Annotated in this window: 15 protein-coding genes; 2 read left to right on the plus strand and 13 right to left on the minus strand. The window is 47.2% G+C overall.

Annotated elements, in window-relative coordinates:
* Positions 1–4: 4 nt before the first annotated feature.
* The 6 genes from MKY28_RS15810 to MKY28_RS15835 form a co-directional block, all read right to left on the minus strand.
* The gene (locus MKY28_RS15810) at positions 5–814 is read right to left on the minus strand and encodes a DUF92 domain-containing protein (protein WP_340937949.1); all 810 of its coding nucleotides are present in this window, start codon (positions 812–814) and stop codon (positions 5–7) included.
* Positions 815–1,041: 227 nt separating this feature from the next.
* Positions 1,042–1,815: an ABC transporter permease gene (locus tag MKY28_RS15815; RefSeq protein ID WP_076249908.1), complete on the minus strand. Its 774-nt coding sequence runs from the start codon at positions 1,813–1,815 to the stop codon at positions 1,042–1,044.
* A gap of 17 nt (positions 1,816–1,832) precedes the next feature.
* A complete protein-coding gene (locus tag MKY28_RS15820; RefSeq protein WP_076318414.1) occupies positions 1,833–2,609 on the minus strand; it encodes an ABC transporter ATP-binding protein in 777 nt (258 codons plus the stop codon).
* 27 nt (positions 2,610–2,636) lie between these two features.
* Complete coding sequence (locus tag MKY28_RS15825; protein ID WP_340389977.1) at positions 2,637–3,692, minus strand: ABC transporter substrate-binding protein; 1,056 nt, start codon at positions 3,690–3,692, stop codon at positions 2,637–2,639.
* A gap of 12 nt (positions 3,693–3,704) precedes the next feature.
* Positions 3,705–5,153, minus strand: coding sequence for an aryl-sulfate sulfotransferase (locus MKY28_RS15830; RefSeq protein WP_076318412.1), 1,449 nt, complete (start codon positions 5,151–5,153; stop codon positions 3,705–3,707).
* Positions 5,154–5,211: 58 nt separating this feature from the next.
* The gene (locus MKY28_RS15835; protein WP_076318411.1) at positions 5,212–5,769 is read right to left on the minus strand and encodes a MarR family winged helix-turn-helix transcriptional regulator; all 558 of its coding nucleotides are present in this window, start codon (positions 5,767–5,769) and stop codon (positions 5,212–5,214) included.
* A gap of 389 nt (positions 5,770–6,158) precedes the next feature.
* Between MKY28_RS15835 and MKY28_RS15840 the strand changes: the two genes are divergently transcribed.
* Positions 6,159–6,566, plus strand: coding sequence for a hypothetical protein (locus tag MKY28_RS15840; protein WP_074094439.1), 408 nt, complete (start codon positions 6,159–6,161; stop codon positions 6,564–6,566).
* Between the two features lie 122 nt (positions 6,567–6,688).
* On the opposite strand, the gene MKY28_RS15845 is transcribed toward MKY28_RS15840, so the two are convergent.
* The 6 genes from MKY28_RS15845 to hemE all read right to left on the minus strand — a co-directional run bounded on the left by MKY28_RS15845 (position 6,689) and on the right by hemE (position 13,182).
* A complete protein-coding gene (locus tag MKY28_RS15845; protein WP_100529292.1) occupies positions 6,689–7,321 on the minus strand; it encodes a fumarylacetoacetate hydrolase family protein in 633 nt (210 codons plus the stop codon).
* Between the two features lie 46 nt (positions 7,322–7,367).
* Entirely contained in the window at positions 7,368–8,120 is a 753-nt protein-coding gene (locus MKY28_RS15850) for a glycerophosphodiester phosphodiesterase (RefSeq protein ID WP_047842367.1), read from the minus strand.
* Positions 8,121–8,144: 24 nt separating this feature from the next.
* Positions 8,145–9,566, minus strand: coding sequence for a CapA family protein (locus tag MKY28_RS15855; protein ID WP_340936356.1), 1,422 nt, complete (start codon positions 9,564–9,566; stop codon positions 8,145–8,147).
* 184 nt (positions 9,567–9,750) lie between these two features.
* Positions 9,751–11,175 (minus strand): protoporphyrinogen oxidase, encoded by a 1,425-nt coding sequence (gene hemY, locus MKY28_RS15860; RefSeq protein WP_340936357.1) that lies wholly within the window; start codon positions 11,173–11,175, stop codon positions 9,751–9,753.
* On the minus strand, positions 11,175–12,125 hold the full coding sequence (gene hemH, locus MKY28_RS15865) for a ferrochelatase (protein ID WP_340936358.1): 951 nt from the start codon (positions 12,123–12,125) through the stop codon (positions 11,175–11,177). The genes hemY and hemH overlap by 1 nt, the downstream gene beginning before the upstream one ends.
* Complete coding sequence (gene hemE, locus MKY28_RS15870; RefSeq protein WP_036609707.1) at positions 12,118–13,182, minus strand: uroporphyrinogen decarboxylase; 1,065 nt, start codon at positions 13,180–13,182, stop codon at positions 12,118–12,120. Before hemE ends, hemH begins: the two co-directional genes overlap by 8 nt.
* A 204-nt stretch (positions 13,183–13,386) precedes the next feature.
* On the opposite strand from hemE, the gene MKY28_RS15875 reads away from it, so the two are divergent.
* The gene (locus MKY28_RS15875) at positions 13,387–14,598 is read left to right on the plus strand and encodes an MFS transporter (protein ID WP_036670103.1); all 1,212 of its coding nucleotides are present in this window, start codon (positions 13,387–13,389) and stop codon (positions 14,596–14,598) included.
* 106 nt (positions 14,599–14,704) lie between these two features.
* Here MKY28_RS15875 and MKY28_RS15880 read toward each other — a convergent pair whose 3' ends face one another.
* The gene (locus tag MKY28_RS15880; protein ID WP_076249917.1) at positions 14,705–15,907 is read right to left on the minus strand and encodes a cytochrome P450; all 1,203 of its coding nucleotides are present in this window, start codon (positions 15,905–15,907) and stop codon (positions 14,705–14,707) included.
* Positions 15,908–16,200: the final 293 nt, after the last annotated feature.

Below are 16,200 nucleotides of genomic sequence, written 5' to 3' on the forward strand. Positions count from 1 at the left end.
CCCCTTACAACGCCAAAATGTTACCTAAACCAATCGCCACACATCCGCCGATCACCGAGCTAAGCACGTTCACCAGGTCGTTACTCATCCATGCCCAGCCACGAGCCCGCACCGTTGGATGCCCGCAATGTTCATGTACCTCAACTTCACGGCCACACACAGTACAACGATACATCATCTGCACCGTTGCGCCCAGATAGGAATCGGCAAAAGCCCCTGCCAACCCGCCTGCAAGACCGACAAAAGTCCAACTAAACAGACTAAGCCCTTCTATCCCGGCGATCCAGGAAAACAAGAATGCTCCCGCACCAATCAGAGCCCCGCCTACGGCTGCAGCCACGGTGCCAAGAAGTGAGACACCTCCTGAAGCACCTGCCGTAAGTACCTTCCACGTGAGAACAGAGCGTGGCGGCTTGCGACTGAGACTCCCAATTTCGGTTGCCCATGTATCCGATGTAACGGTAGCCATTACACCTATGAAAGCATACACCCATGCCGGATGTGGAAATATCCAGTATCCCAGACATAGGAACATACCCATTCCACCGTTAGCCATCACTTGCCCGGCATCCCGATTTCCTGACTTGGCATAGGATTTCTCCAGCTCCTGCTTCCGATCTTTACGAAACCTGGAGAGCAACGTTGAAGTAATGAAAAACAACAATAACGTGCCAAACCAGAACAGGTTACCCGCTCCGTAATATATCGTTCCCATCATGATGGCTGCCAGGCAGCCAGACAAGGTTAGCGACTTTTTCGCATAGGCAGCACCAGCCACCATAGAAGCGCATACGGCGCCAATAATCCAATCCATAATGTCTCCTGCATGCAGCGTATGTACAGCCCGCATGACGTTTATTGTATTTTTGAAATTCAATTATACCACGGTTTGATCCCAATGCCGAAACTCCTTACGCCAGCACACAAAAAACCTGTTTTGGCCTCGTGTAGAAGTGCCAAAACAGGTTATTGATCAAACGTTAAAACAAGATAACTTCCCTTTCAAGCAACGTCTGGAATTCGGTGTTCCCAGGTTCTGTTTCAGGCCCGCTTCGCTCCTCCAATGACCCCATATCGGTAGAGTACTCTGCGACCAAACCAGTTGAACAATCGATCCGTCAGGAATCCCATAAAACCCAGGGAAATCAGTCCGACAAAGATCCAATCTGTTCGGAAAAAGAGTCTGGAATTCCAGATTAAGTAACCCACCCCCTCATTCGAGGCAATCATCTCAGCACCGATTATGGCCATATACGAGGTTCCCATCGCCAGTCGCACACCTGTAAAGATATACGGGGTTGTCGCCGGAACAATCACATGCAGCAGAATCTGCCGTTCATTGGCTCCCATACTTCGGGCCGACCGGATTTTATCTTCTTCAACGGAGAGCACACCTGTCAGTGTATTCAATACAACAATGAAGAAAGTTGCGTACATAATAAGCGCAATCTTGGATTGCTCTCCAATTCCGAACCACACCAGAAATAAGGTAATAAAGGCGATCGGCGGGATAAAACGTATAAAGTTAAGGAACGGTTCCGCGAACAGCCGGATGAGATGAACTTTACCAATAATCAGCCCTACCGGAATAGCAATGATGCTTCCGAGTACCCAGCCTGCCAGTACACGTGTGAAGCTGATTCCGATATACTCCATTAGCGTACCGTCAGCAATCAGTTCGCGTGCTCCCAGGATCGTGTGCCACGGACCAGGGATTACGTCAGGCCCATAGATAAGGGCACCAAGCTGCCAGATTAAGATGACCGTTACCCATAGAAGCGGGATAGACACCCATTTTTTCTCCAACCATTTCATCTTGTATATCACCTCAATTATTCTTCAAAGTGGCCTTGAATTCGGTCATACAAAGTGTTGAACTCAGACGAGGCGATGTTCCTCGGGTAAGGTAACGTGTTGTGGTAAATATCCGTTATATTCGAAGACGGACCTACAGACATAATGCCTATGCGCTCACCAAGCAATAACGCCTCCTGAATATCGTGAGTGACAAAGATAACGGTTTTATGGGTTTCTTTCCAAATATTCACCAGTTCTTTCTGCATGGTCCGCCGCGTCATTGCGTCCAGCGCACCAAATGGCTCATCCATCAGCAAGATCGCCGAGTCATTCGCAAGTACCCGGGCCAATTGAACCCGCTGCTTCATGCCACCCGAGAGTTCTTTCGGAAATTTCCCCTCATGAGCACTCAGTCCCACAAGCTGGATGTATCGATCAGAGATCTCACGTCGTTTTGTCTTAGGCACCTTGGACATTCGAAGTCCGAATTCAACATTTTCCCTCACAGTTAACCATGGAAAGAGAGACGAATCCGCCTGCTGGAATACCATTGCCCGATCCCTGCCCGGTCTGTCGATCTCCTTGTTGTCTACCTTGAGCTGTCCACCCGACTTGGAGATAAAACCAGCGATCATGTTCAGCAGCGTTGACTTCCCACACCCACTGGGACCAAGCAGGACAAAGAACTCTCCTCCCTTGATAACCAGATCGACATCCTTAATGATATAATGCACATCCCCATTGGTCGGGGCATGATACGTTTTCCGTAGCTGTTCAATATGAATGGTATGCTGAGTTGCAGGTAAGGACATAACGGACACCTCCCATTTCCATAAGAATTATTTACTATATGTCACTTTATCCGGCAGAGCCTGCTGGAGAGAAGTCAGATCGAGTTTGGTGTTGAGATCAAAATCCTGTTCGATGATTCCGGTGTCCACCATATATTGCTTCTGACCTGCCAAACTATCATAAGCAGCCTGCGTAAATCCAACTTCCCATGGATTGATCGGAAGGTCTTTTAATGTGGCATCTTTAGGCTGTTTGGTCTCTTGATACATCAGATCTGCAACCTCTTCAGGATGCGCTTGAGCATACGTGGAAGCTTCATCCAGCGCCGCAAGGAAGTCACTGATCTTTTCAGGGTTTGCCTGGATGAATTCATTACTTGATACCAGTCCCATACCAAGGCGTATAGGCGTCTGAGACATATCCGTCAGCTGGTGTACTCCTTCGAGTGCATCGAATTTATCGGTTAACGCGGAACCTATGACCCAAGCGGCATCAAGGTCTCCCTGTTTCAGTGCGATGTAGGCCTCATCAAAAGCCCCCTGACCAATTTGCGTCACATCACTCAGCGCCACCCCCTGATCTTTCAAATATTCATCCCATAGATATGGAATAAATGTGCCTCGAATGAAACTCACTTTCTTGCCCTTCAAATCCGCTCCACTCTGAATATCCTCCTTTGCATACAGCTTCCAGGCGGCTGCCGCTTCATCCGTAGTCTGGCCTGCAGAAGCGATGACTGAATATTCCCCTTTAGACAAAGCATTTAATACAGGGAAGTCCGCCCCGTACGCAATATCTACCTGTTTGATAAATAGTGCATTTACACCTTCAGCCGGTGAGCCAAACGTAATACTCTCTGCATCAATGCCCCTGTTTTCAAAAAAACCTTTGGCAATGGCTACCCTGAACGTTGGGTTGGTACTTGTATCTGCGATTCGAATTTTTACATTATCGGTATTTTTACCGGTAGCGTCTTTTGCTCCAGATCCTGCTGCGTTTGAACTGCATCCGGATAATAGGAGTGCCGTTGCCAAGAATAATATCAATACGCCGGTTACTATGGATGGTTTTCTCACAATATACACCCCATTCGATCTAGTCATGATTCTTGACGCTTAACCGCCTGACTTGCCTTCATCCGACGTTGCCACACAGGCTGCACCCTCCACAAATGGAAGAGTTGTCTCTACGCTCACGATGGATGCAGAACCTTTGGGTGCTGCTCCCGGGACCCTGTAGGTGGAGACATCAATGGCTTCGATGGCAACTTCCTGCGGTTTCTCCAACTGTGGAACCCACTGATAAGGAACTCGATATGAGCGATAGACCATATTGGTATTCCGCCCATCCATGTAAGGGGAGACATACTCCCAGACCAGCTCATGCTCCGCAGTCACTTCGAACAATCTGCCATTGGAACCCTCGGTTATTAGGGTGTTGCCGTTAGGTAAACGCTGGGCGGAACTGATGTATGGGCTATAAAATTTATAAGAATCCGTCGGAACTGAGAAACCTGCTTCTGCCGATGTATACTGCCAGACAATCTCCAGAGTGACCGGGTTAATCTCCAGTACACGGGAGTGATCCCGAATCGCATGTTTCAATCCAAATGGAGAAGCCGGATTTGGAAGGCCGTAACCTGCCCAGCCGCCATTGTCGAATACGAGCAAGTTGCCTTCTCCTGGTAGACCTTGGGGAATGATATGTGCATGATGCTGTCCGATAATTGTGCCGATGTGTTTCGCTTCAGTTGAAGTATAGTCTGGCCCTAATCTCCACACGATCTTTCCACTCTGTCTGTCTGTAATGGCAATAATATTGGCCTCTCTGGCATCCCAGATAATATTGTCGGGGTGGAACCGTTCGTCTCCCTCTTCATAGAAACGGTTGGGTCCGACATAAGAGGCAGAATTAATATGTAACCAGTCACCAACGCCACCACCCAGATGACCGAAAGAACGTGTATTTGGATCACGGAACAGGACATTTCGAGCAGCTTCATCAAAACCTAATTCTTCAAAGTGTTCGTTAGGCAGCCACTCCCAGAGTACCTTCCCCTCCCAATCCACTTCGATAATGGCATCATCAAGCAATGGCTTATCTGAAATTTGCGGGTTACTCACATTTTTGTGAGCCAGAATAAGTGTTTTACCACTCTTCGTCTTTGGCGCAAGGCCAGGTGCATAATAACCTACCGGATTCCCCTCACGCTGATAATCATGATGCTGGCGGGCATACCATAGTGGCTCATACCCCGGATCTTCGATGTGTTCGTAGCTATTGTATTTCCATACAATGTTGCCGTCCCAATCCACTTGGACCAGATCGACATTATCCTGAATACCGAACTTCGGATCTCTCCGACCCGTGCTGCCCAGCACGTAGCCGCCAGGTAATATTTTGGCCGGAAAACCTAATAATCCTTTCCACAGGTGAACCTCCTTGCCATTCATATCGATCAATACTACGCCTTCTTCACCTGCCTGATAAACGGTATAACCGCCCCAAGCCTTATCCGGATTGTATAACGTCGCTCCAGTTGGATATATTGTTGAGTGTCCCATTGATCATCTCTCCCTAGAATGTTTGTGGTATATCAAATGTCGTTACATTGACCCAACCTCAATAACTGAGATAGTTCCTCTTCCCGGCATTGTCCCGCTGCTTCTGCTCAAGGTCACTTGTGGAGGACCGATCATGTTCTTGTATCCCGTTGCTCTCCGCCAATTCCAGCACCGTGTCCGAGAATCCCTCCAGATTCGCTACTACCCGCTCGTAGAATTGACTTTGCTGCTCCAGTTCCTCACTCGTAAAACCCTCAAACAGAAGCGTGATACATCGGGCACCGATGTTGCTGTTTCTCGCATACATCTCCCGCCCGCTGGATGTGATGTCCAGTAAAACCGTCCGGCGATCGTCTTCCTTTCGTCTGCGGATGGTGAGTCCCTTTTTTTCCAACTTATCGGTTAGAGCAGTAATGGCACCGGATGTAAAGTCCAACTGTTCTGCCAGATCTCCAAGCCGCTGTTCTCCCTCACGAATGATTTTGTGCAGGATAAGCATGCCTGGCAGGCTGATACCTTCTACAGAGATGCGATCCCGCTCTTTGACAAATCGTCTGACCATTTTGCGAAATAACCAATCCGTCCGCTCCAACGCTTCCCAGTCTCTATCACTCATTTCATAACCTCCTTGATCGTTTGAAGCTTCAATAAAGATACGAAAAAAGGCCCCCGAGGACATTCCTTAGAGGAGTAGTCCCGGGAGCCTTTGGTGGTCCAATCAGCTCAATGCAGTTTTCAGTTCAAATTAGTTCACTGTTCATTTAATGAGTATTAAAATAATTGAGATTATCATATAACCAACTAACCCAACCTGTCAAGTGTGAATTGTATTAGTGATCTTTTCTTGTTGCGGTCGTTCTCCGCTAGGTTGAAATTACTTATCCTGTTTTAAGTTTCACTTCAGGTTTCCCGTTTACACTATTCTCAGATCGAAACATCTACAACTACATCAACGACAAGCTACGATTCAGTTCGTACTCAACTACAGAAATGAGGATTATCCATATGAATATGAAAAGAGTCATTATTATAGGCACAATGATTGTCACCATGTCCTTCGCCGGAACAGCATGGGGCCAATCCGCCATCTCTCCCATACCTACTGCTAAATGGTCCATCGTTGACTTGGACACTCGTGAGGGAAGCAGTGATGAGCTGCTCGACGCTCTGAATCAGGCTTCAGAAGCGGATCTGTATCAGGAACTGTACAGCGGCAAATCACTGAGGACAATTACGGAAGAAAATAACGGGAATTTGGATGAGGTCATTGCTATACAAGTAAGACAGCTCAGAGAGCAGTTGGATGAACGGCTCGCAAATGGAAGTATCAGCTCGGAGCAACATGCTGCACAACAAGCTGAACTGGAAGAGTTGGTCACACAGAGCGCAAATACAGCATACAGCTTGGCGTAAATTAGTAGCGTATCCGTACGATGAAGGTATAAACATATATCCACGATAGCACGACAAAAAGGAGCGTATACACGCCCCTTTCTTGTAACCTATTCATTTCAAGCAGGTATGATGTGTAATCCTTATTGCACTGCCCCAATCGTGCAGGCACCCAAGGATTCGCCGTCCCATGCCAGTTCGAGCACATCTCCTGCTTGTGTTGGTCCAACACCTTCCGGTGTTCCTGTAAAAATGACATCGCCCGGCCCCAAGCCGTAATGATGACCTACATAATCCACAATATCCTGTAAACTAAAGATCATGTTACGAATATTACCACGCTGGACTTCCTCACCATTTTTGGTCAATGTAAAGTCTTTCTCCAGTAATGCTGCCGCACCCGGGAATGCCTGAAATGCAGTAACCGGAGCGGAATTTCTGAACCCTTTGGCCGCTGTCCACGGGTGGCCTTTTTTCTTAATCACGGTCTGTACGTCACGTAACGTAAAATCAATACCAAATGCATACGCATCCACCAGCTCATCTACCGCCATACCTGGCTCATAACTCCGGCCGATTTGCACGACCAATTCAGCTTCATAGTGAACTTCACCCTTGGTAGCAGGCAATCCAAGGGTTTCACCATTCAAGGGCACGACTGCATGGGAAGGTTTCATAAAGATCATTGGCTCATCCGGAACCGCGTTACCCAATTCTTCCGCATGAAGTTTATAATTGCGTCCTACACAGTATACATTGCGAATGTTAGTCAACATGGGTATATTACCACCTTTATCGGATTCATTAGTGCATATAGTAAAGTTAAGGTCTGAAAAATCGGCTGCTCGTCTCCTGAAATGCCAGCTCCCATACGTCAGGACGGTTCGTACATAACATGAGTTCTGGATCAACTGCCGCCAGTTTCTTCATAATGGTCTTGTCATCCACTGTCCAAGCCATCACCCGAATACCTGCACTCCGCATCTCGTTCATTAAGGATTTGTCTACATTGGTGTATCCAATCGATAGGAATGTACAATTCATCTGCCGCAACGCGGTTAACAGATCACCTGGTCGTGCATCGATAATTAGCCCCGTCTGGATCTCCGGTGCAAGTTTCTTCACTTCGATCAGAGCGGCTGGTTCAAATGAGGTGATCACAACATCATTTTGCATATGTCTTTTTCTCACTTCATGTATAACAGCCGCAGGCAGACCCGGGTACATGTCTCCCTGCGTTTTCAGTTCAATGTTCAAACGCACTCTGCCGCACGAGCGATCTAACAATTCACTTAGCGCCGGAATCCGTTCTCCTTTGTAAGACTTGTTTTTCCATGCTCCGGCATCCAGACGTTGCAGATCAGCCCAATCAGTTTCCCGAACCAGACCCTTGCCATTCGTCGTGCGATCCACTGTAAAATCATGAATGACCACTGGTACACCATCACGCGACAACTGCACATCCAGCTCCATCCACTGAACTTCAGGCCGCTCCATGGCCATCAGGAATGCAGCCATCGTATTCTCTGGTGCAATAGAAGAAAATCCACGGTGTGCTACACAAAGGTTGTTCATTCGATTCCCTCCTCAAAAAGGTTTTTAATTAGGCGAAGCGACTCCATTCCCATCATATCGAATACCCGGGGAGAGCTTAGCCATCTGTTCCAACAGCAGTTTGTTCGCCTCATCAATCATTGGAATGGCCTGACCTAGCCCGGCCTCATAAGGGATAACTTTCATGCTGCAAGCTGCATCTTGACTACAGCGAGCCTGAAATACCGCCGTTTTCCACGTCTCTTCGGTTGTTGATCTGGAGAAAATGAAATTTCCCGTACTGTATGCAATCCACTTCCCCTTATAGTACTCCAACCCTTGCAACACATGAGGATGACCACCTATGACCAGATCAGCGCCAGCATCTACAAACTCATGAGCCAATCGGGTCTGGTCACTATTTGGAGTACTTACACGTTCTTCTCCCCAATGTGCAACCACGATCACCAGATCAGCCTTCTTACGTGCCTCCTGGATCGCTTTGACTGCTCCTGTGGAATCATAGGCTTCAGCCACGCCAGCCCGATTGCCTTCAGCCTTCCAACTCGTTTCCGGTACAACTCGGGAGAACCCAAGCAATGCAATTTTCATGCCTTTGCGTTCCAGATATGCTGGTGCATAGGCCTCATCCCTGTTCATACCTGCCCCGGTGTGAGCTATGCCATATTCCTTAAGATAAGTTAACGTATCCACCAAGCCCTCTACGCCCTGATCCAGAATATGATTGTTTGCCAAATTGACAGCATCAAAACCGGCTGAAGCCATTGCCGCCAATGCTTTGGGCGATGATTTGTAGACATAGGTTTTATCAGTTGCACTGGTACCACCACGAGTTATTGGTGTCTCCAGGTTACCGATGGTAAGATCATCATCCTTGAATAATCTGCCGAGTTTGGCAAAGGGATAATCATAACCGTTTTTATCCAGCAGTTCAGCAACTTTGCCCGAAAATTGAATATCACCAACAAAGTTAATCGTGACATCCTTCGCTGAATTGGAAGGTTTCGACGTCCCTGATTGCTGATCCACACCTGCATTTCCCTTGGTGCTGGATGGTGTTGAAGTTGCCGTAGGTTTTTTCGTTCCGGATTCTACTTTCTCACTATTGGTATTGCTTGAAGTGTCAGGTGTCGCTACTCCAGATGTCTTATCTGCATCCGCTGTTGTCTCTTCATCCGTAGCTTCGTGTTCTTCTTCCGAAGTCTCATCGGATTCCGAGTCTGGATAAGTTACTTGATCGCCGCCTTTGGCATCGTCTCCAATGGAAGGCTGATCCTGATCGACGATTTCTTGTTTCACCGGCTGGTCTGCCTGTTGCTGACGTGTATTAATGACATAAAAAATGCCCACCAGACCAATTGCCATGATCAATACAATATTAACTGTCCAGATGATTGTGATTGTATTGCGGGTGCGTTTACTACCTTTTTTCTTCTTTACACTTCGCTCTGATCTTGGGGGATACATAAGCAACTCCTCTTCTTCTTCACAGCCATACATACCATTATATCAGGCATATTCTGGATTTCCATCATTCCTTGGAACTGTATCGATTGAAAGGGTATGAACTCAGTTAGCTTCCAGATCTTCACATAAAAAAGCCATCTCTCCAGTAGATAATTCTACGTTTGAGACAGCTCTCTTGCTGTACTTAATCTGCTGCAAGCTCTTGTGTAGCCTGAACAGACATTTCCTTCGCTTGTCTGATGCAATCAGGCAAGCCTACGCCCTCATAACCTGCACCTGCAATGTACACCCCAGGTAATTTGCTGCCAAGCTCCTCACGGAGGGCGGCAATATGTTGGAGGTGTCCAACTGGATACTGTGGCATGGATTTACGTAGCCTTGTAATCTCGGAGAAGATCGGCACTGCTTCGATACCCATGGTCTCTCTCAGATCCTTGAGAACGAGATTCGTCAGCGCTTCATCCGGAAGCTCTACGTTCTGTTCGTCACCGGAGCGACCAACATAACAGCGAAGCAGCACCTTATCATCCGGGCTCGTATGCAGCCATTTCGTCGATGTCCACGTGCAAGCCGTAATATTACGGCCCTCTTTCCGCGGAACGAGGAAACCCGACCCGTCGAATACATGCTCCACCTCTTTTTTCTCAAAAGCGAGCACTACATTGGCTACAGACACATAGTTAATCGCATCCAGTGCCGCTGTATCGACGTGAGGCTTCAGCAGCTCCGACGCAACATATGTTGGCACAGTAACCACTACATCATCCGCTTCTAGCTGTTCACCATTCTCCAGTTCAACACGGTATCTGGTCTCCGCTTCGTCAAGACGTTGCAACGACTTCACTGCGGTGTTCAGACGCTGATCCACATCCTGCAACTCATGGACGAGTGCATGAACAAGACTCTGGAGTCCCTGACGAAAGTTCAAAAAAGCACTTCGTTTTGTTCCCGTATGCGTCTCAGCCGGTTTCCGGCCAGTCATCATGCCCCGAATCAAACTGCCGTAATCGCGCTCTACTTCTCCGAACTGCGGGAAGGTAGCCTGGAGGCTCAATCGCCGCATATCACCTGCATAGATTCCTGCGAGCAGTGGTTCCGTCAAGTTCTCCAGCACTTCTGCTCCAAGACGGCGTTCAATCATATAACCGAGCGATTCATCCTCTGTTGTACGACGCGGCGGGATGAGAAAATCCATCAACGCCCGCAGTTTGCCTGCCGGAGAGACCAGACCACTTCTCAAGAATGGTCTTAGTTCTGTCGGGATACCGAGAACAAGTCCTGCTGGCATAGGATGAAGCTTGCCACGCTGCATGATATACGTTTTCTTCGACTCCGGATTCTGACTGACCAATTCATGATCAATCTCCAATTCTTTGGCAAGATCAATCATTGCTGTTTTGCGAGCCAGGAAAGAATCCGGCCCTTTTTCAATCACAAATCCATCCCGGTGCAGTGTCTCAATCATGCCTCCCATGGACGAGCTTTTCTCGACCAAAGTAATCACGGGTTCAACTCCTGCTTCCCGGTAATGCTTGCGGATATAAAATGCCGCGCTGAGGCCGGTAAGGCCACCGCCGACAACAACAACACGGCGTTTCTTATCACCCATTACTCATCCGACCCTTGCTGCCATTGGCTTATAATAACGTCGCTTAACGTCTCCATGTATAGAGGATCGCTATTGAGAGAATCAATACGCATCAGGCGCATGTCGATCTCTTTGGCAATCGATTTGGCCTCAATATCAAGATCATAGAGCACTTCGAGATGATCCGAGACAAACCCGATTGGTGCCACAAGCACATCCTCTACCTGTTCACGAGAAAGCTCCTGTAACGTATCCAGAATATCCGGTCCAAGCCAAGGCTCAGCTGTTCGTCCGGCACTCTGCCACGTAAATTGCCAATTGGTTATGCCTACCCGTGATGCAATCACTTCCGAAGTCTCCAGCAATTGTTGCGGGTATGGATCACCCATCTCCACAATACGCGCCGGCAGACTGTGCGCACTAAACAACACCTTAACATCTCCGCGTTTTGCTCCAGCTTCTTCGAACGCATCCAACTTGGCACTGACACGTGTGGACAACGCCTGAATTAACTTCGGATGCAGATGATAACTCTCAATAAAGGACATATGAACGCCCAGCTCTTCTGCTTTTTCACGCGCACGTTTGATATAACTGCCTACACTCATCGTGGAAAAATGAGGAGCCAGTACAATACCAATCGCTCTCTGAATTCCATCCTTCGCCATCTGCTCCACGCCATCCTCAATAAACGGATAGGCATGCTTCAGTCCTTGATAACAACGGAATTCCACATCAGTGCCACGCTCATCGCGGTTTAATGTCTCTTGAAGGGCCTTGACCTGATTGTCTGTGTTCTCCCGAAGTGGGAAAACACCGCCAACAATGGCTTCATAACGATCCGTCAGTTCTTTCAATTGCTCTGGTTCAGGCGGACGTCCTCTGCGGATATGTGTGTAATACGCTTCAACACTCTCCATATTTTCCGGTGTGCCATACGACATCACCAGTACACCTACAGTATTAGTCATTGGTTACCGTCACCCCACTCTTCATTGCTTCGGCAGAATATTCATGAATATACGCCGTTAGTTCTCTGAGCTTTTCTAGCGATGCTTCAGGAAATAATCCGTGTCCGAGGTTGAAAATATAACCCGGCTCCTTGATTCCTTCGTCAATAATCACTTTGGCTTGCTCTTTAATCAGTTCCATCGGGGCAGTCAGCAAATATGGGTCCAGGTTACCCTGTACTGCAAATTTGCCGCCAAGACGTTGACGCCCTTCCGAAATGGATACTCTCCAGTCCAGTCCAATCACATCGGCTTGCAAATTATGCAGTGCTGGCAACAACTCACCGGATGCAACACCAGGGAAATAAATCTTCGGTACATTCAAATCCGATAATTCGGTAAAGATACGGGTAATCGTAGGCAACACATATGTTCTGAAGTCTTTGGGAGAAAGTGCTCCAACCCAGCTGTCAAACAACTGGAATGCCTTACCGCCATTCGCAATATGCGCACGGACATATGTAATAACCATATCACCAAGCTTCTGCATCAACTTGTGCCACACCTCAGGCTCGCTGTACATCATCGTTTTGGTGCGGATATAACCTTTCGAAGGTCGTCCTTCAATCAGATAACTCGCAATCGTGAATGGTGCGCCCGCAAACGTAATAAGAGGCACATCAAGCTCCTTATCCAGAATTCGAATGGTTTCCAGAATATGTGACAGATCTCCTTCTACGTCGATGGGACGCAACCGATCCACATCTGCAGCGGACCGAATAGGATTATCGATAACTGGACCAATATTTTTTACAATGTCAAAATCAATGCCCAGAGAGGCAACCGGATTCATAATATCGGAATACAAAATAGCCGCATCTACACCAAGTTTGCGTACCGGCATGAGTGTAACTTCAGCCGCCAGCTCGGGTTGTTTGCAGATTTCTAGCAAGGAGTACTTTTCTTTAATTTTGCGATATTCAGGATCGTAACGTCCAGCTTGACGCATGTACCATACCGGGACACGGTCTACCTGTTGTTTGAAACTTGCCCGAATCAGTCGATCATTATAGCTCATGTAAGAAGCCTCCAATAGTTTTTGGACTCATAATTACCATTATGCCCTTTTTAAACAGCCGTAACAACCACATGCAGATGCGTTCTACGTGACAATACTATGACATTCCTTACACCCATCCCTCATATGCCAATTATGTTATAATGAAAGAATGGTGTTTTTTTGAGAATTACAGAAATATCTTTGAAAGGAAGTGAAAGCACTTTGAAAACGTGGAAAGTAAACCTCATTGTGCTTTGGTTCGGACAATTTTTGGTCAATTCGGGCATGACCATGATTACCCCATTTTTGTCTCTTTATCTCGCAAGAGATCTGGGCGTTGTTGGCGAACATGAAATTGGCATATGGGCGGGATTTATTTTTGCAGCCAATTTCCTCACCTCATTTTTGTTCCAACCGCTCTGGGGCAAGTTATCGGACAAGTATGGCCGTAAAGTTATGCTGCTGCGGTCGGGATTCGGGATGGCCATCGTAATTGCCCTTATGGGTCTGGCACAGAATCCTTGGCAGCTTCTCTTATTGCGTTTGCTTAACGGTACCATCTCCGGTTTCAATCCTGCAGCTGTTGCACTGATATCGGGTACCACTCCGAAAGACCGCATGGGTTTTGCCATGGGAATCAGTCAGTCCGGGCAGGTTGCCGGCACCATCCTGGGTCCACTCATTGGTGGCTTGTTAGCGGATGCGGTAGGCTTCCGCCCCATTTTCTACATTACAGGTGGATTGATCTTTGTTGCTTCCATGCTCGCCATGTTCCTGGTGAGAGAGAAGTTTGACCGTCAAGAAGCAGCCAAACTACCGGCACAATCCGTATTATCCGGTCTGAAGGAGTTGAACAAGTCACCTCAACTGCCCGCACTGTTTGCTGTGACGTTTCTGTTGCAGTTTGCGATGATTAGCCCCATGTCACTCTTGCCGCTGTATGTGCAAAAATTGCATGCTTCGGATGTAAACGTGGCCTTCTGGGCAGGACTTGTCGGTGCAGTTACGGGACTATCCAATATGGCCATGTCTCCGATTCTCGGGAAGCTGAGTGACCGGATTGGTCCTCACAAGGTGCTGACGTTCTCTCTCATAGGAACAGGACTCATGCTTATTCCGCAGGCATTTGTTCAGACCGTGTGGCAGCTCATTCTTGTTCGTTTCATGATGGGTGTGTTCATGGGTGGCTTGCTTCCGAGCGTAAATGCCCTGATCCGTTCCTATACATCCGATAGCATGATCAGCCGTGCATTCAGTTTTAATACGAGTACTCTGGCGCTGGGCAACATGCTTGGAGCGATCATTGGAGGATTTATGGCAGGATTCATCGGGATCGAAGGTCTGTTTATCGTCTCTGGCGGACTGCTGCTGCTTAATATGGTTTGGGTCCGATTCAAATTGTATAACAAACCTGCTTCTATTCGGGAATCCTGATTCCCTATCCATTTCTTAAATAGTCCATCTTAATTTTTCATTTGAAAAAGCCGCTTCCAGCGCCTAATTGGCCTGAGAGCGGCTTTTGTCATTCATGCGCCATTCATCATTTATTTATTAGATTGAATTCTATCGGATAATGTTTCACACCAAATACAAAAGCACTTTGTATCGGTTGCAGAGCCGTTCCAGACACAAGTTGAATGTTTCCCATGTGCTGAAGCAATGTATGAAGAACTACCCTTGCCTCCAATCGAGCGAGTGGTGCACCCAAACAAAAATGAATGCCAAAACCAAAGCCCATATGCCTGTTAGGTTTGCGATCAGAGATGAAGTCTTCCGGGTTTTCAAATTGGGCACTGTCCCGATTGGCTGCTCCAACCCAGGAAATCACCTGCTCTCCAGCTTGAATCGTCTGACCATTCAACTCTACAGTTTCCTTGGCGACCCGCCCAATCGCCACAATTGGCGGATAATATCTCAACGTCTCTTCAATCGCAGAAGTAATCCGCTCAGGATGTTCGCGCAACTCCTGTTGTAGCTCGGGTTGTTCAGACAGAATACGAACCGCATTGGTAATCAGGTTGGTTGTTGTTTCATTACCGGCAGCAAGTAAGAGAATACAGAAGCCTACCACTTCATCTGAAGTCAATTGCTGACCATCAATCTCCGCAGCAAGCAGTAATGAGATCAGATCATCTTTTGGCTGCAACCGACGTTCTTCCATAATGCCAGTGAAATAGATATGCAACTCCTGCATATTTCTTTTTTTCTCCTCCAATAACTCCTGGAAGGCCTGCTCACTATCATCACGCGCGCCTTTCACCAATACATCAGACCAGTCTTTGAACTTTTGACGATCCGTCGCAGGGACTCCGATCAATTCCGCAATGACAATGACGGGCAATGGTGTTGCAAGGTCATCAATAAGTTCCATATGTCCTTCTGACAGGTGTGGAGCAATTAACTCATCTGTGATTTCCTGAATACGCGGAGCCAATGCTTCAATTGCCTTGGGTGTAAACGCCTGGTTCACCAGATCACGCAGCTGTTTGTGTTTGGGAGGGTCTGTCGTCAACATGCTCGTATTGGCACGATCACGTGCAGAAGAGAATAGTTTCGGATTTTTCAGAACGTACTTCACATCTTCATAACCAAAAACATCCCAACATTCTCGATGCTCATCATAGCGGACTGGAGTGTTATCACGAAGTTCTGCATACACCTTGAAGGGAGATAACCTCTCTTCCAAAGTCTCCAGTTCCCGAATCGGAATGTAATTTGCATACTTTCTCGGTGCCTGTTTCATCGTTTCTCCTCCAATCAATATTATATATTTATTTACATATGTTGATCCCCCCTATTATAAACATAACTCTATTACGAAACCACTCTTTAGACCGTAATTGAGCCCCATTACCTAATATGTGTTACTATCATCCTCTCATTCTGTTACCTACTTCTGATATGAGTCCCAATTCGACATTTTTTTATTAAAACACTTCGTTTTATCAGGACAAAAGACTCATTATGTAATATTAACTAACATTAAAAGGGCTTATTTTCCTTCAAAAATACTAAAACCGCTTCTTTTCTATCTCT

Origin of the sequence: Paenibacillus sp. FSL R5-0473, assembly GCF_038004565.1 — a bacterium.
Taxonomy (GTDB): domain Bacteria; phylum Bacillota; class Bacilli; order Paenibacillales; family Paenibacillaceae; genus Paenibacillus; species Paenibacillus amylolyticus.

Coding starts and splice junctions, on each gene's coding strand:
- hemH (WP_340936358.1), bottom strand. CDS start 12,125: ATGACTAATACTGTAGGTGTACTGGTGATGTCGTATGGCACACCGGAA.
- MKY28_RS15830 (WP_076318412.1), bottom strand. CDS start 5,153: ATGGGACACTCAACAATATATCCAACTGGAGCGACGTTATACAATCCG.
- MKY28_RS15850 (WP_047842367.1), bottom strand. CDS start 8,120: ATGAACAACCTTTGTGTAGCACACCGTGGATTTTCTTCTATTGCACCA.
- MKY28_RS15845 (WP_100529292.1), bottom strand. CDS start 7,321: ATGTTGACTAACATTCGCAATGTATACTGTGTAGGACGCAATTATAAA.
- hemE (WP_036609707.1), bottom strand. CDS start 13,182: ATGAGCTATAATGATCGACTGATTCGGGCAAGTTTCAAACAACAGGTA.
- MKY28_RS15810 (WP_340937949.1), bottom strand. CDS start 814: ATGGATTGGATTATTGGCGCCGTATGCGCTTCTATGGTGGCTGGTGCT.
- MKY28_RS15840 (WP_074094439.1), top strand. CDS start 6,159: ATGAATATGAAAAGAGTCATTATTATAGGCACAATGATTGTCACCATG.
- MKY28_RS15835 (WP_076318411.1), bottom strand. CDS start 5,769: ATGAGTGATAGAGACTGGGAAGCGTTGGAGCGGACGGATTGGTTATTT.
- MKY28_RS15820 (WP_076318414.1), bottom strand. CDS start 2,609: ATGTCCTTACCTGCAACTCAGCATACCATTCATATTGAACAGCTACGG.
- MKY28_RS15825 (WP_340389977.1), bottom strand. CDS start 3,692: ATGACTAGATCGAATGGGGTGTATATTGTGAGAAAACCATCCATAGTA.
- MKY28_RS15815 (WP_076249908.1), bottom strand. CDS start 1,815: ATGAAATGGTTGGAGAAAAAATGGGTGTCTATCCCGCTTCTATGGGTA.
- MKY28_RS15855 (WP_340936356.1), bottom strand. CDS start 9,566: ATGTATCCCCCAAGATCAGAGCGAAGTGTAAAGAAGAAAAAAGGTAGT.
- MKY28_RS15880 (WP_076249917.1), bottom strand. CDS start 15,907: ATGAAACAGGCACCGAGAAAGTATGCAAATTACATTCCGATTCGGGAA.
- hemY (WP_340936357.1), bottom strand. CDS start 11,175: ATGGGTGATAAGAAACGCCGTGTTGTTGTTGTCGGCGGTGGCCTTACC.